Below are 24,522 nucleotides of genomic sequence, written 5' to 3'. Positions count from 1 at the left end.
TGTTGTTCTCTAGTCAGTAAGGTAAACTAGGTATGAGGTGGTAAAGCAATGCAAGAATTGATGTACTACACCAGTCCCTTTGGTCCCTTAACAGTTGTAGCGGATGACCAGGGAATAGTAGGTACTTGGTGGGATACAGATCGTTATTATGGTGATATACTGGAAGCTAATGCGCGCCAAGTTTCACCTCAATCCAATGCTTTTCTCAGGCACGCGCAAGTGTGGTTGACAGAATATTTTGCAGGGGAAATTCCTGGTGAACTTCCCCCGCTCCACCTGGTAGGGACACCGTTTCAAAGGGAAGTTTGGCAGGTGTTGTTGACGATTCCTTATGGGCAAACTATGACCTATGGTATGATCGCTCATGTTTTGGAGCAAAGACGAAAGAAACCAATGTCAGCACAGGCTGTGGGAACGGCAGTGGGGCGGAACCATGTGAGCTTATTCGTACCCTGTCACCGGGTTATCGGGCAAAAGGCAGGTGCCAAACGCTTTTTATATGCAGCTGGACCGGATAAAAAGCGGGCTTTATTGGAATGGGAAGCTACTGTATGGGCAAAAGCAGAGGACGAAGCTGAATAGGAACTTACCGGCTATAAAGATAAAAGCAGTCTAGCTAGACCAACTCTGGTAAAATTAAAGTAACACGAAGACAGAAAGGTGGCACTTCTATGATTAACTTTGGAATTATTGGAACTAATTTCATTACTAAGCAATTCATTGCGGCGGCAGAAAATACGGGGCGGATGCGGTTAACCGCTGTATATTCACGGACCCAAGCTAAGGCGCAGGCATTTGCTTCTGCTTACCGGTATGTAACGGCGACCCATGATGACTTGGCAGATTTTTTTGCCGATGACAGCTTTTCAACGGTTTATATTGCTTCACCGAATAGTTTGCACTTTGACCAGACCTGCCAGGCAATTACTGCGAGAAAAAATGTTATTTTGGAAAAACCAGCGACAACTTCACCTGCCCAAATGCAAGTCATTCAGGACTTACTTCAAGCTCATCCACAAGTGCACTTTTTTGAAGCGGCCCGGCACATTCATGAACCAAACTTTAAGGTTGTCCAAGAACAAGTAGCAAAGTTTGACCAGATTCAAGGTGCCAACCTGACTTATGAGAAGTATTCATCTAAGTTTGATAGTTACTTGGCAGGTAATAACCCTAACGTCTTTACCCTAGAGTTTGCTGGCGGCGCCCTGCAAGATTTAGGTGTCTATTTGGTTTATGATGCAGTAGCTTTATTTGGAATGCCCCAGGCTAGCACGTATGCTGCCCAAAAACTGGAAAGTGGCGTGGATGGAAAAGGAACTGCAATCCTTGATTATGGGGACTTTAAGGTAGTGCTCAATATGGGGAAGATGAATAATTCGTACCTCCCGGGTGAAATTTATGCGGGCAAACAGACATTGATTTTAGCTAATAATGCAGCTGATATGGAAAAGATCAGCTTGGTTGATGCCCAGGGACAAGTACATGTTTTGGCTAATAACCGTCCTAATAATCCGATGACAGCAGAAATCAATGATTTTGTGGATGTGTTAGAAAATCCAACTGCTTCGGTTAACCAGCAAAAGGAACAAGCATGGCTGCAACTAGCTGTTCAGGTTAACCGAGTAATGTATGATTTGCGGCAAAGTGCCCAAATTGAATTTCCAACAGATAATAAGTAAAGGAAGAAACAATGAATAGTAATTTTGAAAGAGAATTTGAACGTCAAGGTTTTACCCAGTTAACTGCCATCCAAGAGGCAGTTTATCAGCCTTTGGCAGCAGGACGTAGTGTTCTAGGCTTGGCACCAACCGGTTCAGGTAAAACCCTGGCCTATGCTTGGCCCTTGCTGGAAAATTTGCTGCCACATGATGGTGTCCAATTAGTTATTATGGCGCCTTCACAAGAGTTGGCAATGCAGATCACGGATGTCTTGCGGGAGTGGGTAAAATTGGTTGATCTGCAGGTTACACCATTGATCGGGGGAGCAAACCTTAAACGGCAGATCGAAAAACTCAAAAAACATCCCGAAGTGGTTGTTGGGACGCCAGGGCGGATTTTGAATTTAATTAACCAACGCAAGTTGAAGATGCACAAGGTACAAGCGGTCGTGATCGATGAAGCCGATGAGATGTTAGATTCAGAAAAAATGCCGATTTGCCGGGAGATTATCGGGCACACTGTGGCCGATGTCCAACTAGCATTCTTCTCAGCCACTGATGCACCGATTTTGCATAAGATCCACCAGTGGTTTGGGATCGAACCCCAGATTATTGATGTGCGTACTAGTGATGATTCACAAGGGCATGTTGATCACTATCTGATTGAAACACCGACGCGCAAGCGGGCTGACATGTTACGGCGCTTAGCTCACGTCAAAAAAATGCGGGGGCTAGTCTTCTTCAACCAAGCAGCGGTGGCTAATGAAGTAACACAAAAATTATTGCACAGCCATGTCAAGGTGGCATTATTGTCTGGGGATGAACATAAAGCCCAACGGGTGCAGGCCTTAAAGCAACTTCGCCAGGGCAAGATTACGTTTCTTTTGACGACTGACGTGGCAGCACGGGGATTGGATATTCCAGACCTGCCGGCAGTTATCAACTTTGATTTGCCTAAGGATATGAATACTTATATTCACCGGGTAGGGCGAACAGGTCGAATGGGAGCTTCCGGGATGGTAGTTAACTTAGGGAATGAACATGACCTGCGGCAGTTCAAACAGTTAATGAGGCCAGCTGCTGTGCAACCAGTTACAGCATATATCTTTGAAAATCAAATTGTGACGACCAAACCAGAAACACCCGTAAAAAAACGGACACCACGCCAAGGTTACCGCTCTAGACTTAACAATAATGGCGCTAAAAAACCTAAAAAGAAACGCCGTTTACGTGATCAAAAGAATAAGGGAAAGAGAAAGAAAAAGTAAAGAGTTCAGGATTGCTTGGCAGAAAATGAACGCAGAGGTTATAGTTAAATTAACCTATTGAAAAGAGGCGGTTAGGATGAAATTAACTACAAGAATAAATGTTTCAGCTGACTATTTATTTACGCGGTTGGTCGATGTTCTTTTGTATGATATTTTGCGACAAACTAACCGTGCATTAACTCTGAATGACTTGGAAGGCTTTGAATATCAAACTGATTATGGGACTGAACGTGTTGTTACCCGGATCAGTAACGTGCAACCCGGCAGGGGTTATCGTATCGACATGCGGGATAGTCAAGGGCAAGTCAAATTCATCGAACGGTTGAAACTGCGGGCCTTACGCCCAGACCAAGTCGAAGTTCAGTTGTGCAAAGCTACTCCTACTACCTGGTATAACCCGGTACGGTGGGGGCAAGAACTCCTGTACCGCCACAATCTTAAAAAGATGTTACGAACATTTGAATATGGTTACTAAATAGCGACTGTTTAAGGAAGATGACCAGTTTGACAAACAAAAAAGGGGCATCTATACTTAAATAGTTGTTTTGTGCTCGTAGCTCAGCAGGATAGAGCAACTGCCTCCTAAGCAGTAGGTCATCGGTTCAATTCCGATCGAGCACATTAGTACAATGATTCCCGTTAGCACAGGTTTGGTCTGAGCTAGCGGGTTTTTTACAAGAGAAAAGAGGGACTCATGATGAAGCAACATGATTATTGGAACCAGGTAGCAGCGACAAAACGGTTTACAACTCCCTTTCAAGCAGATGTTTTTGCCCAGTACGTTGAGCCATCCGCCCAAATTTTAGACGTTGGTTGTGGATACGGACGAACGTTACACCAACTAGCAACCGCTGGTTTTACTAACCTGCTCGGAGTGGACTTTGCCGAGGAGATGATCCAACGGGGCCAGAACCAGTATCCAGACCTTGACTTGCGAGTTATGGCGCCAGGTGTGTTGCCGTTAGCAACTGCTAGTTGTGATGCAGTGATCTTGTTTGCTGTCTTGACTTGCATCGCAAATGATCAGGAGCAAGAACAACTCATAGCAGAGATTCAGCGGGTTCTCAAGCCTGGGGGTATCTTGTACGTCAATGACTTTTTGCTGAATTCTGATGCCCGTAACCAGCAACGTTACCAGCAGTATAAAAGCCAACATGGTGGGCCTTATGGGGTTTTTGAGTTGCCGGAAGGAGCTGTTTGTCGTCACCATGATCCGCAGTGGATAAAGCATTTATTGCATTTGTTTACCCAACTTGAGTACCACCCCTTAACTTTTACCACGATGAATGGACATCAATCCAACGGTTTTTATTACTTAGGGCGGAACAAATAAAAAGCTGTGCTTACTAGCTTTGTGAAAGCTAATAAGCACAGCTTTTTGTGTGGGCAATTTAGGCCCAATCACCATTTCTAAAGACTGGAACCACAGTTCCGTCAGCTTTGATCCCATCAATATTCATGTCAGCTGAGCCAACCATGAAATCGACATGGGTGTGGCTAGTATTGATACCATGGGCCCGAAGTTCTTCTTCGGACATCTTAGTTCCCCCTTGAATCGAGAAGGAGTATGCCTCACCGAGGGCTAAGTGGTTGCTGGCATTTTCATCGAAAAGTGTTTCCAAGAAAGTAATCTTAGATTGGGAAATTGGCGAAGGGTCAGGAACTAAAGCAACTTCTCCCAAGAAGCGAGCACTATCATCACTGGCAAGAAGGTGGTCGATCACTTCCTGACCGCTGCTAGCAGTAGCCTTGACTACTTGACCATCCTTGAATTCAAAACGCAAATCGCGCAGTACCGTTCCTCCGTAGTTGAGGGGTTTAGTCGCACTGACATAGCCATTAACACGGCGGAAATCAGGTGCGGTAAATACTTCTTCAGTTGGCATATTGGCAAAGAAACGGGTTCCCGCAGCATCTAAACTACTTGCCCCTTCCCAGTTGTGGTTTTCAGGAAGACCAATAGTCAAATCCGTAACCGGTGAAGTGTAATGGAGGGCAGTGAATTGTTCGCGGTTGAGCCAGGCAGCTTTCTCATGCAAGACTTGGTCATGCTGGTCCCAAGCGGCAACTGGATCAGGCGTGTTGATCCGGGTAGTAGTAAAGATTTCTTCCCAAAGCTTGGCAACAGCTGCTGCTTCATCGAGGTCAGGGAAGACCTTAGTTGCCCAAGGAGCACTCGCAGCTGCTACAACGGTCCAAGTTAAATCATTGTCGGTAGTAGCTTTCATCATTGGACGTTTAGCTAAACTCATGGCCTTTTGATGAGCAGCAATTCGTTGGTTATCTAACCCGACTAAGGCTTCGGGGTCAGAAGAAATAACTGAGATTCGTGCTGCTCGCTTGTCAGCAATATACTGGGCTTCACTTTTAATATAAGCGGGAATGTTGGTTAGCCGGTCTGCGCTCGCATGCGCGATAAATTGACGCATTAAGAAGTCATCTTGCCATTTAACAATCACATCAGCAGCCCCAGCTTGGTAGGCAGCAGCGACAATAAGGTGAGCCAGTTCCTGTTGTTCAATGCCAATGGTTAATACCACGGTCTGTCCAGGTTGCACGTTAACCCCGGTTGTGACGATCAAGTTGGCGTATTTTTCTAATTTAGTATGCAAATCTTCAGCCATTGCAAACGCTCCTTTACATTATGATTGATTGCAGTATATCACATTCGTCTTTTTTGCGGGAGGATAAAAGTTTGCAAGAAAAAATGTGAATGGGAGACAACCTTTACAGCAAGTTGTTACGCTAAACTTGGGCGAAGGTTAGCCTAAATGCGATGACTTTCGTTCATGCTTAGATATTAGACTCACAGCTATTTTTTACGTTATCTGAGAAATATTAGTCAATAAAGAGCGATGCAGGGAGAAAACATTGTTTTCTCCCTGCATCATTGGAATAGCTAAAAAGTAATCAAGTTAGGCATTACGTCTACGGAATATCCAAAAGCCCCATCGGATCAAGCCCCAGCTGAGGAGGACCAATGTAGTTCCCAATGAGATCCATGTGCCTAGTTTGAGCCATGGAGTGTGGTAAACAAACCGAACTTTGTGTTTGCCTTGGGGAACTTTGACCCCGACAAAGGCCCGATTAGTCCGTAAGGTTGAAACTTTGTGACCATCAATATAAGTGGTCCAGCCATCAGAATATGGGATGGAGGAAGTAAGCACACCGGCTTGGGAGTGGTTACTAATTCCTGTGACTGTATCCCGTCCGACCTTGAGGTGGGATAGCTGATTCTTTTGGATGGTTTGAACATGCTTTTGGTAAGTCTTACCCAGGGGTTCAGCATACACCTTGAGCTTGAAGTTGTACCGCCCGATTCGGGATAGGTTGAGCATGATTTTGTTGGGCATCGTCGTGAAATACCCCAGGTTGAGGGTTGTTTTTGTTAGTGGGTAGTAAAACGACGTGTCGCTAGTTGGAAGCTGGCGGACTGCGACAGTATTCTTTTTAGCAGTAGCCGTCAACGTGAAGTTGTGGTCGGACTTCATTTTAGTGATGTAATTCCGTGTGCCCTTGATCTCATCATTGAGTGTATTGAACGGAATGGTATTGGTTAAGTTTTCTTGAGCATGGTAATCATTGTTAGCTTGAATCGTTTCACTCCGGGTCAGGGGTTCAAATTTGATGTCCGTTAGCTCAAGGTGCACTTCCATGTTCTTGTATTTCTTGTAGTCGGGGATAGTGATGTAGTATTGTTCATCCGTATTTTGCTTGACGATTGCCTGACCAGTGATGTTTCCTGGGTCATCACTTTGTGGATCAGTAGGGATCGTCGTGTACAGGCTATAAGGCACATCTGCCACGGGGGCTTTTTTGGCCCGCGGTAATCCCTGGGCAGACTTGGTGGAAGGCATGACTACCCCAGTCGTAAGTTGGGCTTCCTTAGCAGTTGCATTCAGCTGGTGGTAAGTTTTAGGGGTGACTACCTTTCCTTGCCAGTAGACCAGCGGAAAGTTGTTGGTACTGTCGTAGCGGACAACTTGCCCTGGTAATTGGTTCCCATAAAGATCAGTGTATAGCGGTGTTTGCGCGGTTGCTGAGAACCCATATGGAATCTTACTACTGTTAGGATTATTTGTTTTGCCAAAGATGTATTTAGTCCCTAAAAGATTGGTGAGGATAGTACGGTCGTCTGCCTGTCCTACTGGAATATTTCCCAAAGTTTGCCGGTTTTGCAATTCTTGCATCAACTGCCCAATGTATTTATTCTGGAGCGAATAAAAAGAATTGATGCTATTGATTCCCGTATAGATGGGATTAGCAATGGCTAAGTTTTGGGGAGTACTACTGGAAGGTCCCCCTAGCAAGTAGTTATCACTGATCGTTGATGACCGGTAAAAACTCTTTTGATCCAGATCAGTCGTCAAGCCCTTGTAAAAATCAGTTGTCAAAGCTTCGTAGCCTCCAATCGGGAGGAAGCTAGCAGCAAAGTTATTGTTAAACGGAGCAGCAAAATAAACACAGTTTAAAATAACGTTAGCAAGAACTGTTCCCACCAATAACCGGCGTCCATGAACCACTTGGTGGAAGTTAACCCAGTATAGGATAAACAGGGTCCCCCAAAGGAAGATGATCGGTACAAACAGTTCATCAGCGTTTTGAATAAAGAATAGGACCACCAAAATGACGGTATAACCACTGGTGATCAGGGTTAGCCGGTGCAGGGTCTGGCTATCCAGTGCCCGAACGTTATGGACTAAAAGCATCGTAGCGACCGCCCCAATGAGGTACAAAACAAAAGTCCACCGGTTAGACGGGGACATCATCCCATTCAAGACAGCTGCTACCGCCGGGAAGAGGAGGGCGATCAGGCTACCAATAATGCTGATTGTGAGGAGCTTGAGTTGCTTGTAGTTGAGGAGGACGTAGGCAAAACCAAAGAAAGCGATCGCTGCGAACCCCAAACTAGTCCAATACAGTTGGTTATTGGTTGTTCCTTCGATCAGCTTACTTGGCAAGAGTAAGTAATAATATATCGGGTAGACTTTTAACCCGTTAGCGAAGCTTGACTCACTTCTGGTTGAGTGTAAGACATCATAGATTTCCGGCAGTAACACAACGGCTGATAGTAACAAGGAAATCAGGGTTGCCTTGGCAAACTGCCAGATTGTTGCCAGGAGGGGACGTTGTTTCCGGTAGTATAACCAGTAACGAAGAACTAAGAACACAATTGCCCCAATTCCAAGCATATAGGCAAAATAGAAGTTATTAATCAACATCCAAGTAAAAACGAAAGTCAACCGCCGGTAAGTCCGTGTTTGAAGTGTACGTTCAATTTCTAAAACCAGCAATGGGAAGAGAATAAACGCCGTTGTAAACATCGGTTGGGCGAGTGAGGCGTACTCGAGATAGGAGTTAAAGAGGTAAACTAGACTCCCAGCTGTGATTGATGCCACCCCGAAAGGACGATTTTTCCAGGTGAGGTGAGCAGCAAAATAACAAAAAGCTAACCCCGCACAATAAAGGCGGATGCCTAAAATAACTTGGTACCCAACAGCAACTTTAGCTGCAGGAAATAATAAGATCAGATAAGAAAAAATATCACCAATATTGTAATAAGCATAGATTGAAAGCACATCAGCCCCCAATCCAAACTTCCATGACCACTGATCAGCTGATAGTGGATGTTTGAAAAAATCTAAGACAGATGATCTAAAACTTTGAAGAAGCGGAAGATGCTGGGTAGCGGCATCTGTCGAACGAATAAGCGTGTGACCAGTGATAAAAAAGACACCGTAGTACGCGATCACAGTGCAGATAAAGAATAAAGTATAGTAAAAAAGAATCTTTTTTATCCTGGATTTAGTCTGCTTATCAAAAGAAATAGACACAAAAAAACCCCCCTACCCAGCAATTATACAATGATCAATAGTCATTGGATAGGATAAAGCGGTATTTGTATTACTTCTTTAATTTATTATTGAAAATAAGATATTTGCTAAATAGGTAGTTAAGCAAAACGATCACTACTTGGTCAACCAGCTTCGTGAGTAGTCCGTTGGCATGAAGTAAAGAGATCCCCACAAACATAATCCCCGCGTCGAGCACATAGGAGAGAGCTCGGTAAAAGAAAAACGCCCCCAATTCAGTAAAAAAATTGCTGACCGTGGTGTAGTGTGACCCAAAAACCCAGACTTTATTGGTAAAAAAGGCAAAGAGCACGGACAAAAGCCAGGCTAAGAAGTTGGCGACTTGGTAATGGAGCGGAATCCAAGTTGTAAACAAGGCATACACTCCGAAGTTGACTAGGGTCGTGGCTCCGCCAAAAAAGAGGTAGGCGAGGATAGCCCGATACTTATGAACTAAGGTTAAGATTTTATCCATGGATTAATTATTGTACCTTGGCAGCCAATTCAGCAGCAAAAGCATCGAGTTTTTGAATATCCGCGTCTTCATCAGGTGCGAGGTTGATCATGACTGGGGCTGCGCCTCGGGTCCCGTTGGCTTGGGCGAGTTGTTGGTCAAAATCAATGACTGCTTTGCAGTAGTCGTCGCCATAGAAAGTGTCGCCTGATCCAGCTACCCCGAAAACTAATCCGTTGAGGTCAGTATCGGCTAGTTCTTCATAAAAGTCTAATCCTTCATCAGGAAGTGAACCTTCATCATAAGTATATGGACAGATGACGCAGATATCATAATCTAAGATCTCACTCACTTCGACCATTGAAATATCATCGACCTCAGTGGCAATCCCGTTATTTTCTAGTGCTTCTGCAACAATATCAGCAATATCTTCATTATTACCAGTAATTGATGCAAAGAGGACTTTGGCTTGAGCCATTGTATCCCTTCCTTCCAGTATTTATGCTGCTATTATAGTAGCATAGTTTAGAATAGTTTTCTGGTTAATTTTCAGTAACTAATGTGTAAAACTAACTATTTGGTGCGAATTAGGATATAATAGGGCGTGTTATATATTGGATAAATGGAGGCAACGATTTAATGATTACTTTGAAATCACCGCGTGAAATTAAAGCGATGGCTGAGTCAGGGGCAATCCTGGCGGGAATGTTAAATGGATTGAAAGACATTATTAAGCCGGGGATTTCTAGTTGGGAAATTGAAAAATTTGCTCGGAAATATTTTAAAGAACACGATGCGATCCCAGCTGAGATGGGGTTTGAAGGCTATAAATATGCAACCTGTGTCAGTGTCAATGATGAAATCTGCCATGGTTTCCCACGGAAAAATTTGCTCCTTAAAAACCACGATGTGGTTAAAGTAGATACAGTGGTGGACTACCACGGAGCAATGAGTGATTCTTGCATGACCTATGTTGTCGGGGAATCAACGCCTGAGATCGATAAATTAGTAGAAGTGACCGAAAAAGCACTCTATATCGGGATTGACCAAGCAGTGATTGGGAACCGAATCGGTGATATTGGAGCAGCTATCCAGCACTATGTTGAAGATGAGAACGGTTTTGGTGATGTGCGGGAATACATCGGCCACGGGATTGGACCAACAATGCACGAAGCCCCAGATGTGCCTCACTTTGGTGAAGCTGGGCATGGGGTCCGGCTCCGTGAGGGCATGACGATCACTATTGAACCCATGGTTAATGCTGGCGATTGGCGGGCTGACTCCAGTGCTCCGGATGGATGGACCGTCAAAACGATGGATGGCAGCTTGTCAGCCCAGTTTGAACATACGATTGTGATTACCAAGGATGGTCCTAAGATCTTGACTTCACGCGACAAGGTTAAAGATGCCAAGTACCTAATGGATTTTGATCAGTTGGGCTAAAAAGATAGGTAATACAGAATGGAAGATGAATTGTTAGCATCTTCCTTTTTTTGTGCGTACTGTTTGTCTCTGTAATTTATATTGTTTGGGGCAGACTTCCCCTAAAAATCTGGGAGATCTCTGCTATAATCGAACTAGGAAAATAGCGGAACAATGGAGGCTGGCTATGAAATTATTAATGATTGAAGACAATAAGTCCGTTGTTGAGATGATGGCAATCTTCTTCAAGAAAGAACAGTGGGAAGTAACCTATGTTTATGATGGGATCACTGCTGTTGAAGAATTCAATAAAGATCCGCAGGGATGGGATATTATTACCCTGGACCTTAACTTACCGGGCAAAGATGGGATGGAAGTTGCAGCCGAGATCCGCAAGGTGTCGCAGACAGTTCCTTTGATTATCATCACAGCCCGCGATACTGATAGTGATCAGGTGCTGGGCTTGGAGATGGGGGCAGATGACTATGTGGTCAAGCCATTTTCGCCAATTACTTTAATTGCCCGAATTAAGGCGCTCCACCGCCGGGCTGAATTACCGCGAACTAGCGAGGGGGGAGGCAGCAGTGCGGAGGCAAGTGTTGCCTTTGATGTTACTACCGCCAACTTCCAGCTCAACAGCAAAACACGGGAAGCCTACTTGAACGGGCATGAAATCCCCGACCTAACCCCCAAAGAGTTTGACTTACTCAAGACGATGGCCCAAAAACCTAAACAGGTTTTTTCACGGGAACAACTCCTGCAACTGGTATGGGGCTATGAATATTATGGGGATGAGCGGACGGTAGATGCCCATATCAAGAAGTTGCGACGGAAGATTGAAAACGTTGGCCCCCAAGTTATCAAGACCGTCTGGGGTGTGGGGTACAAGTTTGATGATACTGAGGAATAAACTATGAAAATCCTTTATCGAAACATGCTAATCTTTTTTGCGGTAATCTTTGCGATTCTGTCAATAGTGCTCTTCGCCTTTTTCCATGTTTCGCGGCAAGTAGTTTATCAGGAAGCCTGGAACCGGCTCGAAAACTACGCTAAAAGCATTGCTACCCAGTCATTACGGGTTGATCCTGATGGTGACTTGGAAATTGATCCCACCAGTTTGGTGACTACAGACCGTTTTTTACGCGACCAGCACACCAACATTACGATCTACCAGAGTCCTAAGACAGTGATCTTTCCTGTGCGGAGTTACCGCTTTCCGATCGGTCAAGCAGACTGGCAACGGTTGAAAAAAGGAGAAATAATCCGCCGGAAACGGGACAACGGTCAGCGGGTTAAGCTTAATACGCGGGTGGTTAAGAAGCCAGCCTTGGAGGATAACTTGGTTAACAAAGTGACCCAAAATGTTTCTGGCGAGATGACAGATGTTTTTTATCCTTACCGTGATCGCAATGGTCGCTTGCTGGCTGTGATCGGGGTAGGGACAATGGTTTCCAATGTGGAAGCCAACTTTCAACAGGTCCAGCAAAACCTGATCTTTATCCTCTTGGTAATGGGGATCTTGAGCGTGACGGTTTCGTATGTACTGGCCTACCTCACGACTAAAAGGTTGGACCAGATGCGAATTGCTGCCCGCAAGGTGGCTAATGGTGACTTCAGTGTACGTCTCCCAGTAAAAAATGCCACTGGGGGCTCAGAATTGGATAATCTTACCCAGGATTTTAACAAGATGGTCCAGTCCCTTAAATCATCCCAAGAAGAGATTACGCGCCAAGAAGAACGGCGCAAACGCTTTATGGCGGATGTCGCCCATGAAATGCGGACACCATTGACAACGATCAACGGTTTGTTAGAAGGTTTGGCCTATGATGCGATCCCAGAGGAAAGTAAGGGGCAAAGTGTAGAGCTGATGCGCAATGAAACTAAGCGCTTGATCAGATTGGTCAACGAAAACCTGGACTATGAAAAAATTCGGGCTGGCCAGATCATTATGTTCAAGAAAACCTTCGACAGTGTGGCAGTCCTCAAAAATATTGTCGAACAATTGGACCAGAAAGCCCAGGAAGCAGGGGATCAGTTTGAGTTGAACTTACCTAGTGAATTGCCAGTATATGCCGATTATGACCGCTTCATCCAGGTCATGTTTAATATCATGCAAAATGCAGTTCAGTTTACTAGTAACGGTAAGATCTATGTTTCGGCAGAACGCGGTTACCAGCAATCAATTTTTAGGATTACAGATGAAGGGATCGGGATGACGCCAGATCAAGTTAAAAATATTTGGGAGCGTTACTATAAGGCGGACTTGTCGCGAACCAACACAAAGTATGGGGAATCCGGCTTGGGCCTGGCTATCGTTCAAGAGCTCATGCAGCTCCATGGCGGTAAGGTCGAAGTAACCAGCAAGCTTGGTAAAGGCTCAACTTTTACGATCATCTTCCCGGATGAAAAACCAGTAGAGCAATAAGAAAAAACCTGGTGTCAATTTCGCCATCAGGTTTTTTAGTAGCTATTGTTGGGTCTTGTTGCCGGTAGAAGTCGGGGTGCTGCTAGCCTTGCTTTCAGCCTGGGCAACGCTCTTGTCATTCTTATCGGTAGTCTTGAGCTCAGGGGCATCCGACTTGTAATCGTCGATCGTTGTATGGTTATCATTTTTGGACCACAAGCTAGTTGACTTGCGCTGCAAGATACTTTGGATCTGGGTAATGGCTGCAAAATCATTCTTGTAGTCGTAATTCTTCGGATCAACCGGCGTAAAGCCGTTAGGAACGTAGAAGCGCAATAGGTTCTTGTTATTCAGTGAATCTGACAAGGACAAGGCATGGTCGGTATATTCCTGGTTGGCTTTGACTTCTTTTTGGAGTTTGGCACTAGGGTGGGTAATCTCTTGGCCAGAGCCGTTATCATAAATCTTATTGCCAATAACTGATACATCCGGTGAAGTATAGTCACCATTGCGGAAGGCAACGACTTGTTTGTGCTGTGGTGAAAACAGATCGGTTCCAAACTGCAGGTAGGACTGACTATTAATTCCCAGCAGGTGGAGCAAGGTTGGCAAGACGTCGATTTCACCCCCGTATTGGGTTTGCACCCCACCATCAGTAATACCTGGAATATGGATCATGAACGGAACCCGTTGCATTTGCATGTCATCAAAGCTATTCCAAGTATCCGCTGACTTGTTTAGGAGGGGAGCAAGTTTGAGATTACGTGAATCGGAGATCCCGTAGTGGTCACCATAGAGCACAATCACAGAGTTATCATAGAGTCCGGACTTCTTGAGGTAGTTGAAAAACTCTTCGACTGCCTGGTCAAGATAGTGCGCGGTGACAAAGTAATTATTGACTGAGTTATCACTGGTATCCGCCTTGTCGAAGCTGGTATTTTGTTCATCCAGCTCGAACGGGAAGTGGTTGCTGACGGTAATAAACTTGGCGTAGAACGGCTGTTGGAGTCGTTCCAGGTACTTGACAGAATCATGGAACAGTAGTTTATCTTTGAGCCCATATTCAGTGAGGTTATTGGCGTCTGTATTGTAGTAACTCGCATCGAAGAAGTATTGGTAACCAAGATTTTTATAAACATTGTCCCGGTTCCAAAATGATCCCTTGTTACCATGGAAGACAGCCGTCGAATACCCCTGGGTTTGGTTGAGGATGGCAGGGGCGCCTTCGAACGTATTGTCTGTCCCTAAAGCTGAGAAAAGTGACCCCTGGGGAAGCCCATAGGTGCTGGTTTCCAGCATATTTTCTGCGTCAGAGGTCTTTCCTTGACCTACTTGGTTGAAGAAGTTGGCAAAGCTATACGTTGACTTGTCGTTGTATAGACTATTGAGGAAAGGCGTTACTTCCTTATCATTGAGCTTGTAGTTAATCAAGAACTGCTGGAAGCTCTCTAGGTGGATGATGATCACATTTTTTCCCTTGGCAATCCCAAACTTCTTGGCGTCAGGTTGGGCATAGTTTTGCTGGGTAAAATCAATGACCTGATTGAGGTTAGCGCTGCTGGCCTTACTCCGAGCTTGATTAGTTCGGGCAGTTTTGAGACCATCATAAACCGTAAAAGCATCGATCCCTAAATACTTAACCAGGTAATTGCGGTCAAAGGTCCGAACTAAAAGCTGGGGCCGGTCGATTTCGCCTAAGGTTAAGTTAAAAAAGAAGAGCATAATTGCTAATGAAGAAACAGCAGCGGCTTCCCTAGTCCGCAACGGCCGGGGATCAAGTTTGATGAACCGAGTTACTAAGCCGAGTAAAACCAAAATAACATCAATTACAATAATGATATCGGCCGGCTTTAACAGGGAAAGGGAACTAGTGCTGAGCCCTTGAGAAACTGCTGAATAGCCAAAGATAACATTCATTGTCATAAAGTCGGTAAATTCCCGATAATAAATGACGTTGAATAATAAAAGGGCGGTATTGGCAATATAGATGAGAACCGCCGTGATATAAAACGGAAGTGTCCGTTTGGTGTAAAGACTTATCCCGCTAAGCAGGAGAGTGGTGGCGATCGGATTGATCAAGAGGATAAGCAACTGGTAGGCCGACGACACTCCCAGATTGAAGTCGATCAGATATACCAGAATAGTCTTAATCCAAAATAATGTACAGATGAGAGTGAAAAACCCCCACCTAGTATTAATGAAGTTTCTAAATTTTTGCCAAGCCACGATCATAGTCGTCCTTTCGTACAAGTATGAATTATCTAATTTATGATAAACCGAATGGCGGTAAAAGGCTATGTGATTATCATAATTTTAGGAAAGACTTAGAAATAATTTATCGGAAAGATTGGGAGACAATCAACTTTTGTAAGTATTTTTCAGCAAACATAATAATTTGTCGTTAAATTTTCCCATTTTAGGCTGGAATATTGTATAATGAAGAGGATTACAATAATAACAATTCAAGTTTTTAAAGGAGAGATACAAGCGATGGCTCATATTTCATTTGATAGCTCAAACTTAACTAAGTTTGTTAACGATAACGAACTTAACGAAATGCAAGCACTCGTTAACGCCGTAGATAGCGAATTACGCGAAGGTACTGGTGCTGGTAACGATTTCCGGGGCTTTTTGAACCTGCCAGTTGATTATGATAAGGAAGAATTCGCCCGCATTAAAGCAGCTGCTAAAAAGATCCAATCTGATTCCGACATCTTAGTTGTGATTGGGATCGGGGGTTCTTATTTAGGAGCACGGGCCGCAATCGACTTTTTGAACCACACTTTCTACAATTACTTACCAGCTGAAAAGCGCAACGCACCACAAATTTTCTTTGCGGGGAACTCAATCTCTGGGAACTACCTCCACGACTTGATCGACTTGATCGGGGACAAGGACTTCTCGATCAACGTGATTTCTAAGTCAGGGACAACTACTGAACCTTCAATCGCCTTCCGGGTATTAAAGGAAGTCTTGATCAAGAAGTATGGTGAAGAAGCTGCTAAGGAACGGATCTATGCTACTACTGACCGTGCACGTGGTGCCCTCAAGACAGAAGCAGATGCAGAAGGTTATGAAACATTTGTTATTCCTGATGATGTCGGTGGTCGTTTCTCTGTTTTAACACCAGTTGGTTTGTTACCAATCGCCGTTTCTGGCGCAAATATCGATGACCTGATGCAAGGGGCTGCAGATGCACGGACTGCATACTCCAACCCTGACTTGAAGGTCAACGAAGCATACCAATATGCTGCTTTGCGGAACATCTTGTACCGCAAGGGTTACACTACTGAAATCTTAGAAAACTACGAACCAACATTGACTTACTTCTCTGAATGGTGGAAGCAATTAATGGGTGAATCAGAAGGTAAGGATCAAAAGGGAATTTATCCTTCATCTGCTAACTTCTCTACTGATTTGCACTCATTAGGGCAATACATCCAAGAAGGGCGCCGGAACTTGATGGAAACTGTTATCAAGGTTGGCAAGCCAACTAACGATGTAGTGATCCCAATGGACGAAAAGAACTTGGATGGCTTTAACTACGTTGGCAACAAGGAAATGGACTTCGTAAATACTAAAGCCTTCCAAGGGGTTGTTTTGGCCCACACAGATGGTAATGTACCAAACATGATTGTGAACATTCCTGACCAAACAGCTTACACATTAGGCTACACAATTTACTTCTTCGAAATTGCTGTGGCAATCTCCGGTTACCTGAACGGGATCAATCCATTCAACCAACCAGGGGTAGAAGCATACAAGAAGAATATGTTTGCCCTCTTGGGTCGGCCTGGTTTTGAAGAATTAACTAAGGAATTAAACGAACGCTTGAACAAATAAGCATAGTACCAATAACGGATCGGACCACCAGGGTGGTTTGGTCCGTTATTTTTGCTTTGGGGGAAGTATTGGCATTTCTATATAAATACCCTAAAATAGAAGTAGTGAACTAGAGGGGGACTAATAATGCTAGCAAAAGCAGTGGCAGCTATGTTGGAAGAAAGACAAGCACACTTCTTGATTCCAGCTTCGATTGTTGCTAATGTGCAAGAAGATAATCATCTCGACCATGCCTTTATGGTGCTCACCAAGGTTCGCTATGCGAAGATCCCAGTTTTGGACAATGAGCAGCGCTTCAAAGGACTAATATCATTGGCGATGATTACGGACAAGATGATGGGATTGAACGGGATTGACCCAGGTCATTTGGGAAGTATGGTGGTCAAAGACGTCATGGAAACGGATGTACCAACGATTACCCTCCCATACGATATGGAGAAGATCCTGCACTTGTTGGTTGACCAACCATTTTTGGTGGTAGTTGACCAGCACCAAACCTTCACGGGGATTGTGACGCGACGGGAAGTGATGAAATGTGTTAACTACATTGCGCATGATCTCGAGCGCCAGTATATGGTAACGCCACTCCCTGCACAACAAGATGATAAAAAATAGGAGGTCATATTAAATGGCTAAATTAGATGCAAACGATATTATCAGAACAATTGCTGAGTCAAAGGGGAAAACCCCAGTTAAGGTTCACGTTAAAGGGGACCTGGCTGGATTAGAGATTCCAGCCACAGTTGATGCATATATCAACGATAAGTTTGGAGTATTATTTGGTGATTGGAAAGACGTGGAACCAGTCTTGGCTGATGCGCATGTGACTGGCTACCACGTTGAAAATGATGGTCGCAACACTGGTGTGCCAATGGTTGACAAAAAGAAGTTCAACGCCCGGATCGAACCAGGTGCTATTATCCGTGATCAAGTTGAAATTGGGGATAATGCTGTAATCATGATGGGTGCTGTGATCAATATCGGAGCTGAAATTGGTGACAAGACAATGATCGACATGGGGGCCGTACTTGGGGGCCGTGCGATCGTGGGTAAGAACTGCCACATCGGGGCTGGTTCAGTCTTAGCCGGAGTGGTAGAACCACCTTCTGCAACTCCAGTTGTGATCGAAGATGATGTTATCATTGGCGCTAATGCCGTTGTCTTAGAGGGTGTTCGCGTTGGTAAAGGTGCGATTGTTGGTGCTGGTGCCGTGGTAACCAAGGATGTTGCCCCATATACGGTAGTAGTTGGGATGCCGGCCAAGAAGATCAAGGACGTGGCCCAAGTAGCTGATGGCAAGAAGGAAATTGTCGAAGACTTGCGGAACGTCAATAACGACTAACAACAAGCAAATAATTATTTAAGTACAGCAAGACTGCAAACTAGATTTTTAGTTTGCAGTCTTTTTAATCATTTGTTTAAGTTCATTTTAAAACGAAAGAATAGCTTATTTTAAACGCTAGGTGACAAGAAAACACACCTGGAACAACTGATACAGGACATATTGAACAATATGCGCTGCTTACATTAGAAAAAACCGCGTGGTCACGCGGTTTCAATGCTGCACATATTCTTTTATAGGTCGGGTGTAATTAATAAAGACACCAGCAGCCTAAAAAATTTCTTGGCTTAACGACCAAATAAGTTGCCTCCCTATTTTTTAGCCGCAAAGGAAATTTGGTTTGGTTTACCAAACCATTTTTGATTGATCCGGTCTAGACTTCCGTCGTGGGCCATCTGAGTGAACACTTGATTGATTTTACGCCGTAAGGTTCGGTCCCCCTTGCGCATACCAACGGCAAAGTCCTCACTGGGAAAGCCAACTGTTAAAGTGCGGTAACTTTGGGGATCTTTTTGGTGAGCAATATAATAATTAGCATAAACACTATCAATTACCATTCCCTGGATTCGGTTAGCGTTCAAATCCAAAAAAGCGTTGGTAAAGGTGTCATACTGAATGGCTTGCCGGGGATAACGCTTTAAATACTGCGGGTAGTCGTTGTAGGCCGTATAGCCAGATGAGCCGCTTTGCAAGCCAACGACTTTACCTTGCATTTGGGCGGGGCTGGTAATGTTAGTAGCTTTTTTGCTAACGAGGATCTGCTTGTTTTTGAGATAGGTATGGCTGAAAGCGACGGTCTTAGCCCGAGCTGGGGTCTTGGTATAACCATTCCAAATAAGGTCGATTGTCCCGTTACGCAGTTCGGTTTCTTTCATAGACCAGTCGATTGTTTGGAAACTAATCCGCAAACCGAGGCGTTTTCCCACCGCTCTTGCTAAGTCGATGTCATACCCAGCAAGTGTTCCGTCTTTTTGGCGGAAGCCCATCGGGACGAAGCTATCATCTAGACCAACGACGAGTGTCTTTCGTTGGCTAATTTTGTTCCAAGTATCGGTTTGGTTGGCCCGACTAGTTACACTTTGGTGCTGGCAGCCAGCTAGTGGCGCTACCAACAGCCCAATGAGTACCATGCCCCAAGCCCATAGTTTGATCTTTTTCATAACCAGACCCCCTTACGCTTGGACCGGAGTAACAGTCAGAGTCTGATCAGCAATTGCAGCTGCAAAGTCCCAATCGTGGGTGACAACAATTTGAGTCATTCCCTGAGCTTTTAAGGACAGAATGATCTCTTTAACTGCCTGGGATAGGGTGGGATCAAGGGCTGAGGTTGGTTCGTCGTAGCACAAAAATTGTGGTTTCATCGCCAAAGCCCGAGCGATAGCGACGCGTTGCTTTTGTCCCCCGGATAGCTGGTAAGGGTAAAGGTCAGCCTTATCTGCTAGGGAAAGCTGAGTTAAGAGAGTTCGGGCTGCTTTTTGGGCAGTCGGCATATCCTGCTTGAGTACCAAGTGTGGGGCTAAGGTAATATTTTCTAAAACTGTTAGGTGAGGAAACAAATTGTAGTCTTGAAAGACGACCCCGATGACGGCTTCACTAGTCGTTGCTTGGGGATCAAAGGGGCGGCCATCAACCAAAAGTTGACCACTATCAATGGTTTCCAGACCACTGATACAGCGGAGAAGGGTGGTTTTCCCACCCCCAGATTCACCGACAATACATAGGATACTGCCATCTTCCACCTGAAGGTTGAGGTCGGTGATGATTTGGCGACTGCCAAAGCTCTTGTTGATATTGCGTAATTCTAACATGGTAATCCCTCCTTAACGCCAGTAGCTAAACCGCTGTTCAACCTTGTTCAAGATCAAAGTTAAAAGGGCGGTCAATACCAGATAAATCAACCCTACTAAAAGCAAGGGAACTAGCGTCACGTCCCGTGCTGTTGCGATGTTTCCTGCCCGCAGGAGGTCACCTAACCCGATCACGTAGACCAGGCTGGAATCTTTGACGAGGTTGATGACTTCGTTTCCCACGGCGGGAAGGACAATTTTAATGACCTGAGGTGCAACGATCCGACTAATTGTTTGCCAGTAAGTAAGGCGTAAAACGCGGGCACTTTCGTATTGGCCCTGGTCAATTGCCTGCAGTCCACCTCGGAAGATCTCAGCAAAATAAGCAGTATAGTTGAGAATAAATGCTACTAGCGCCGCTTCGTAGCGGGGTAAGGTCAGCCAGCTAGCTAGAATCGGGAGGCCATAAAAAACAAAGATCAGTTGTAAGAGAAGAGGGGTCCCCCGCATCAGCCAGACATAACAATGCAAACTAGCACGTAAGGGGTGCCAGCGGGAAAGCAAGCCTAAAGCGACGAGTAAACCGAGGGGTAAAGCCCCCACTAGAGTCCAAGCAAAAACAGCTAGAGTTAATTTGACCCCCGCCAAAAGTGACGGAAGTATTTCTAAGATATAAGTCATGGAATCCCTCCTTTTTGATCCAAAACAAAAAGCCCTCCGAGCACTATGCTCAGAGGGCGTTGATAACGCGGTCCCACCTCAGATATGTTAACTTCTCACAAAGTTAACCTCAGCGAGTTAAAAACTCTCCTGCTAACGGGCAGACCCGGCCCCGCCTACTATTAAGGGTTCAACGGGGCAACTGGCAGATGTGGTTCAGCTAGGAAGTTTGCTTTCTCTTTCCACCAGCCGAGAAATCTCTGCCCAAACTACCTAACCTAATCTTCTGGTCGTTGTCTTTAATTCGTTTTTAATGTAGTTTAGAATTTATCATTACCATAAGACCATGTCAAGGAATTTTCATTATCATTGCAGAAAAATTTCCCCGGGTACCCAAACTATCGTGACTAGAGTATCATAAGGGGGAGATTAAAATTGAGATGAGGAGCGGGATAAAATGGCATTAAGCGAGCCAGAACTGATTCAGATTAGACGTAAATTACACCAGATCCCAGAAATCGGGATGGAAGAATTTGAAACGCAAAAGGAATTATTAAAGATCATCCAGGCCATGCCTCAGGACCACCTCGAGGTCAAAACCTGGAAAACAGCAATCATGGTCCATGTTTTAGGGACAGATGGAAGCAAGACGATTGGTTATCGGACTGACATTGACGGTTTGCCAGTAACGGAAGCCACGGGCCTGCCGTATGCTTCCCAGCACCCAGGGCGGATGCATGCGTGTGGGCATGACATTCATATGACAGTAGCTTTGGGGATTTTGAGTCACTTTGCAGAAGTTAAGCCGGCTTGCAATTTGATTTTCATCTTCCAACCTGCCGAAGAAAACGCTAGTGGGGGCAAGCAACTCTATGAAAGTGGGGCACTGGATGCTTGGATGCCTGATGAAATCTATGCCTTCCATGACAATCCCCAACTACCAGCGGGAGCAATTGGCTGTCGGCAGGGGACGCTGTTTGCCGGAACCTGTGAGATTCACGCTCATTTTACGGGCAAGAGTGGGCATGCTGCTTATCCTCACCAGGCCAATGATATGGTGGTAGCGGGTGCACAGTTTGTCAACCAGATTCAGACCATTGTCAGCCGCAACGTTGATCCGATTCAGTCAGGGGTAGTGACCCTAGGGCATTTTAGTGCCGGAACGACAGGGAATGTTATCGCCGGGGAATGCCAAATTGACGGGACAATTCGGGCTTTGACCCAGGTTAATAACCAGCTGATTCAAAAGCGGGTGCGGGCGATTGCGGAAGGAGTTGCCCAGAGCTTTGCTTGCAAATTGGACTTAGATTTGCATCAGGGAGGCTACTTGCCGGTGGAAAATAATCCCCAAACCACGGCAGATTTTATCGCCTATATGCAACAAAAGCCGGAAGTCGAATTTATTGAGACGGCTCCGGCCATGACAGGGGAGGACTTTGGCTTTTTGATCTCCAAGATCCCCGGGACAATGTTCTGGTTGGGGGTGGAGAGTCCATATTCCCTTCATTCTGAACACTTAGCACCTAAGGAAGAAGCTATCATGAAGGGAGTTACTGCAATGGTGGGATTCTTGGAACACCGACAACACGCAGTTTTTACAGCCCAGTATGAATAGTTGAACGATTAATATGACTAGGGGCTAGGAGAAAATTTTGTTTTCTCTTAGCCCCTATTTTTTATGCATTGTGGAAAAAACAGTCAGTCTAGTATCTAAGTGCGAACGATGACGGCTGCACTTTGCGCCAACCATCCTTTGATTTGAGATGAACGGCTTGACACAAGAGTTCTTTTCTCTTCATTTGCTAACTATTTAATTTTTGCTGGGTAGTTACCGGCAATTCGATTCCTGCTTGCTGTAAAGCTGCCAAGTAGGCTGCTAAAAACTGTTGTTTAACCTTAGCTTGATGGCCATTTTGGGCAAAGACCGATGTTTGGAGGACTAACTGGCCACTGGGGAGTTCAACAACCCCGATCAAGGCCGGAGCTTGGGTCACTGCATCAAGCTGCGGCGTCAGATCTTTATTAACCCGCATGATGATCTCTTCCATTTTTTCAATGTCCATATTGGGCGTGATGGGAATATTGATTAGTGCTTGCATATCATTGCGGGACATGTTGCTGACAATAGTAATACTACGGTTAGGGATATAGGTCAGTGTTCCATCATAACCTTTGACCTGGGTAGTTCGAAGACCAACAGCATGGATTGTCCCGGTGATAGTACCAATTTTGACTGCATCACCGACAGCGAATTGTTGTTCCATTAGGATGAAAAGGCCAGTGACAACGTCGGTAACAAAACCTTGGGCCCCCAAGCCGATCGCAACACTGACGATCCCCGCCCCAGCGATCAGGGTGCCAACGGGGATTCCCATCACCGAGAGGACGGCATAGAAGTAAAAGAACAAGACGGTATAGTGAAAGATATTTAAGCTCAAGGTGTAGATTGAACCAGCTCGCCCTTTGGTGTAGTCATTGCCCTTGCGAGCCCGATGAAAAGCATTTTTAATCAGTTTTTTGCCGACCGAATTGATGATGAAAAAGAGTAAGCTTAAAGCAAGAATAATGATAATCGTGTTAACAATCTTAGCAAAGATTTCATCCCAGTTGAGATTAGTGATGTACTTGGTAATAAAGTGTGAATCTTTATTGAGTTGGTGGTTAATGATTGGACTTAAAAGCATAATTGACTCCTCGTTACATAGTGATTGACTATCTCAATGATACCAAACAATCAGGCTTGGAACAGTTTCCATTTACATTTGAAGTTTATAAATATTGATGATATTCTTAGATTAACAAGGAGGGTCTCTAGGATGAACTTAACTTTTGGTCAACTTGCCGGGCTGATCGCAGCTTTTGCTTTTTTACTTTTAGTTGTTTTCATCTGTGTTTCTTTGAGTAAACTAACGCAGACGATTAATGAAATGAATAAAAGTATTAAGACGCTTACCGATGATGCTGATGGGATCGCCCACGAAGTAGAAGATTTGGTACAAAAGACTAATACGTTAATGGCTGACATCAACCAGAAGTCAGCCAAGATTGACCCAGTATTTGACGCTGCCGCTGATTTGGCCAAGAGCGTTTCAGACCTTAACACTGCGGGGCAAGATCTAGCTGGGCATCTCAAAGATTCCGTTCAAAAGACGACCAAGATGTCGTTGGCGTACAATACTGGACGTAAAGCTTTTAAAGTTTATCGTGCCTTTAAAGCACGCAAGCAAACAACAGATTCAGAAAGGAAGTAGTGATTATGAAAAACAAGTGGTTACTAGGATTGGGTGCAGCAGCTGCTGGGACAGCTTTTTATGTTGCTAAGATGAGCACTGAAAAACGGGCGCAACTCAAGCGTCAACTCGACGAGTCAGTTGACCAGGGCAAACAAACAGCGCTCAAATACTACAAGTATTTTGCAGAATATATGGATGAAACCACTACTGAACAAACTTTTTCTGAATGGATGAAGGACCAAGTGGGAACAGTGAAGGGGAAGTTTGCAGACCAACAAGACAACATGCAAGCAACTTTAGCCTCACTGAAGCAGAGTACAGCTGACCTCAAGGACCGGTTAAACCAGGTCAAAGAAGATATGCAAACTCCTGCTGAAGAAGAAGCTTACCAAGATGACATCGTTGTTGACAGTGGGATCTTTACCGAAGAAGATGAACCACGGGTGCAAGTCTTCTATCCCCACACTGAAGACTAGGATGGGTTAAACAAGACTGATGCCTATTACCTACTAGGGAGAACGAGTGCTCCTTACAGGCAATAGGTATTTTTTATTGCCAAATACCGCCATAAAAAAGAGCCCCACAATTAAGTGGAGCTC

The 24,522-nt window shown here is 44.8% G+C and carries 23 protein-coding genes, 1 tRNA gene and 1 other annotated feature; of the genes, 15 read left to right on the top strand and 9 right to left on the bottom strand.

Translation table 11 applies throughout. The annotated features are described in order from the left end of the window. The first annotated feature begins 48 nt into the window (after positions 1 to 48). The 6 genes from G541_RS0104995 (at position 49) to G541_RS0104970 (ending at position 4,259) form a co-directional block, all read left to right on the top strand. Positions 49 to 582, top strand: coding sequence for a methylated-DNA--[protein]-cysteine S-methyltransferase (locus G541_RS0104995; protein WP_027826698.1), 534 nt, complete (start codon positions 49 to 51; stop codon positions 580 to 582). Positions 583 to 671: 89 nt separating this feature from the next. Beyond that, complete coding sequence (locus tag G541_RS0104990) at positions 672 to 1,679, top strand: Gfo/Idh/MocA family protein (protein ID WP_027826697.1); 1,008 nt, start codon at positions 672 to 674, stop codon at positions 1,677 to 1,679. Positions 1,680 to 1,690: 11 nt separating this feature from the next. After that, a complete protein-coding gene (locus G541_RS0104985; RefSeq protein ID WP_027826696.1) occupies positions 1,691 to 2,926 on the top strand; it encodes a DEAD/DEAH box helicase in 1,236 nt (411 codons plus the stop codon). Positions 2,927 to 3,002: 76 nt separating this feature from the next. Then, the gene (locus G541_RS09410; protein WP_051174564.1) at positions 3,003 to 3,401 is read left to right on the top strand and encodes a DUF3284 domain-containing protein; all 399 of its coding nucleotides are present in this window, start codon (positions 3,003 to 3,005) and stop codon (positions 3,399 to 3,401) included. A gap of 72 nt (positions 3,402 to 3,473) precedes the next feature. After that, a tRNA-Arg gene (locus G541_RS0104975) sits at positions 3,474 to 3,547 on the top strand. A 73-nt stretch (positions 3,548 to 3,620) separates the two neighbouring features. Further along, positions 3,621 to 4,259, top strand: a complete 639-nt coding sequence (locus tag G541_RS0104970; RefSeq protein ID WP_235806348.1) for a class I SAM-dependent methyltransferase — start codon at positions 3,621 to 3,623, stop codon at positions 4,257 to 4,259. Between the two features lie 58 nt (positions 4,260 to 4,317). Here G541_RS0104970 and G541_RS0104965 read toward each other — a convergent pair whose 3' ends face one another. The 4 genes from G541_RS0104965 to G541_RS0104950 all read right to left on the bottom strand — a co-directional run bounded on the left by G541_RS0104965 (position 4,318) and on the right by G541_RS0104950 (position 9,710). After that, positions 4,318 to 5,550 (bottom strand): aminopeptidase, encoded by a 1,233-nt coding sequence (locus G541_RS0104965; RefSeq protein WP_027826694.1) that lies wholly within the window; start codon positions 5,548 to 5,550, stop codon positions 4,318 to 4,320. A 291-nt stretch (positions 5,551 to 5,841) separates the two neighbouring features. Further along, positions 5,842 to 8,760: a YfhO family protein gene (locus G541_RS0104960; RefSeq protein ID WP_027826693.1), complete on the bottom strand. Its 2,919-nt coding sequence runs from the start codon at positions 8,758 to 8,760 to the stop codon at positions 5,842 to 5,844. A gap of 70 nt (positions 8,761 to 8,830) precedes the next feature. Continuing rightward, entirely contained in the window at positions 8,831 to 9,253 is a 423-nt protein-coding gene (locus tag G541_RS0104955; protein WP_027826692.1) for a GtrA family protein, read from the bottom strand. A gap of 7 nt (positions 9,254 to 9,260) precedes the next feature. Next, entirely contained in the window at positions 9,261 to 9,710 is a 450-nt protein-coding gene (locus G541_RS0104950; protein ID WP_027826691.1) for a flavodoxin, read from the bottom strand. A 161-nt stretch (positions 9,711 to 9,871) separates the two neighbouring features. On the opposite strand from G541_RS0104950, the gene map reads away from it, so the two are divergent. The 3 genes from map (at position 9,872) to G541_RS0104935 (ending at position 13,079) form a co-directional block, all read left to right on the top strand. Next, positions 9,872 to 10,675 carry a type I methionyl aminopeptidase gene (map, locus tag G541_RS0104945; RefSeq protein ID WP_027826690.1) on the top strand — a complete coding sequence of 268 codons (804 nt, stop codon included), beginning with the start codon at positions 9,872 to 9,874 and terminating at the stop codon, positions 10,673 to 10,675. A 166-nt stretch (positions 10,676 to 10,841) separates the two neighbouring features. Beyond that, positions 10,842 to 11,564, top strand: a complete 723-nt coding sequence (locus G541_RS0104940; RefSeq protein WP_027826689.1) for a response regulator transcription factor — start codon at positions 10,842 to 10,844, stop codon at positions 11,562 to 11,564. A 3-nt stretch (positions 11,565 to 11,567) separates the two neighbouring features. Continuing rightward, entirely contained in the window at positions 11,568 to 13,079 is a 1,512-nt protein-coding gene (locus tag G541_RS0104935; RefSeq protein ID WP_009553050.1) for a sensor histidine kinase, read from the top strand. A gap of 42 nt (positions 13,080 to 13,121) precedes the next feature. Here G541_RS0104935 and G541_RS0104930 read toward each other — a convergent pair whose 3' ends face one another. Continuing rightward, entirely contained in the window at positions 13,122 to 15,290 is a 2,169-nt protein-coding gene (locus G541_RS0104930) for an LTA synthase family protein (protein ID WP_191976462.1), read from the bottom strand. Between the two features lie 258 nt (positions 15,291 to 15,548). Between G541_RS0104930 and G541_RS0104925 the strand changes: the two genes are divergently transcribed. The 3 genes from G541_RS0104925 to dapD all read left to right on the top strand — a co-directional run bounded on the left by G541_RS0104925 (position 15,549) and on the right by dapD (position 18,243). Continuing rightward, positions 15,549 to 16,901, top strand: a complete 1,353-nt coding sequence (locus tag G541_RS0104925) for a glucose-6-phosphate isomerase (protein ID WP_009553045.1) — start codon at positions 15,549 to 15,551, stop codon at positions 16,899 to 16,901. A 126-nt stretch (positions 16,902 to 17,027) separates the two neighbouring features. Beyond that, positions 17,028 to 17,516, top strand: a complete 489-nt coding sequence (gene cbpB / locus G541_RS0104920) for a cyclic-di-AMP-binding protein CbpB (RefSeq protein ID WP_009553043.1) — start codon at positions 17,028 to 17,030, stop codon at positions 17,514 to 17,516. A gap of 13 nt (positions 17,517 to 17,529) precedes the next feature. Beyond that, entirely contained in the window at positions 17,530 to 18,243 is a 714-nt protein-coding gene (gene dapD, locus G541_RS0104915) for a 2,3,4,5-tetrahydropyridine-2,6-dicarboxylate N-acetyltransferase (protein ID WP_009553038.1), read from the top strand. Positions 18,244 to 18,554: 311 nt separating this feature from the next. Here the strand turns inward: dapD and G541_RS0104910 are convergent, their stop codons facing one another. Genes G541_RS0104910 through G541_RS0104900 form a run of 3 tightly spaced genes read right to left on the bottom strand, consistent with a single transcriptional unit; the run spans position 18,555 to position 20,711 of the window. Continuing rightward, the gene (locus G541_RS0104910) at positions 18,555 to 19,403 is read right to left on the bottom strand and encodes an amino acid ABC transporter substrate-binding protein (RefSeq protein WP_027826687.1); all 849 of its coding nucleotides are present in this window, start codon (positions 19,401 to 19,403) and stop codon (positions 18,555 to 18,557) included. A 12-nt stretch (positions 19,404 to 19,415) separates the two neighbouring features. After that, a complete protein-coding gene (locus tag G541_RS0104905; RefSeq protein ID WP_027826686.1) occupies positions 19,416 to 20,051 on the bottom strand; it encodes an amino acid ABC transporter ATP-binding protein in 636 nt (211 codons plus the stop codon). A 12-nt stretch (positions 20,052 to 20,063) separates the two neighbouring features. Further along, positions 20,064 to 20,711 carry an amino acid ABC transporter permease gene (locus G541_RS0104900; protein WP_009553033.1) on the bottom strand — a complete coding sequence of 216 codons (648 nt, stop codon included), beginning with the start codon at positions 20,709 to 20,711 and terminating at the stop codon, positions 20,064 to 20,066. A 49-nt stretch (positions 20,712 to 20,760) separates the two neighbouring features. After that, positions 20,761 to 20,993 (bottom strand) — a binding site (T-box leader). Positions 20,994 to 21,147: 154 nt separating this feature from the next. Here G541_RS0104900 and G541_RS0104895 point away from each other — a divergent pair. Further along, complete coding sequence (locus tag G541_RS0104895; protein WP_027826685.1) at positions 21,148 to 22,305, top strand: N-acetyldiaminopimelate deacetylase; 1,158 nt, start codon at positions 21,148 to 21,150, stop codon at positions 22,303 to 22,305. 187 nt (positions 22,306 to 22,492) lie between these two features. Here the strand turns inward: G541_RS0104895 and G541_RS0104890 are convergent, their stop codons facing one another. After that, positions 22,493 to 23,374, bottom strand: a complete 882-nt coding sequence (locus G541_RS0104890) for a mechanosensitive ion channel family protein (RefSeq protein WP_027826684.1) — start codon at positions 23,372 to 23,374, stop codon at positions 22,493 to 22,495. 132 nt (positions 23,375 to 23,506) lie between these two features. On the opposite strand from G541_RS0104890, the gene G541_RS0104885 reads away from it, so the two are divergent. Both G541_RS0104885 and G541_RS0104880 read left to right on the top strand, forming a co-directional pair. Then, entirely contained in the window at positions 23,507 to 23,941 is a 435-nt protein-coding gene (locus tag G541_RS0104885; RefSeq protein WP_009553026.1) for a DUF948 domain-containing protein, read from the top strand. Between the two features lie 5 nt (positions 23,942 to 23,946). Further along, positions 23,947 to 24,399, top strand: a complete 453-nt coding sequence (locus G541_RS0104880) for a hypothetical protein (RefSeq protein ID WP_027826683.1) — start codon at positions 23,947 to 23,949, stop codon at positions 24,397 to 24,399. Positions 24,400 to 24,522: the final 123 nt, after the last annotated feature.

Origin of the sequence: Ligilactobacillus saerimneri DSM 16049, from assembly GCF_000423265.1 — a bacterium.
Classification (GTDB): domain Bacteria; phylum Bacillota; class Bacilli; order Lactobacillales; family Lactobacillaceae; genus Ligilactobacillus; species Ligilactobacillus saerimneri.
The sequence above is the reverse complement of the archived record's forward strand: the minus strand, read 5'-3'. Positions and strand labels throughout refer to the sequence as shown.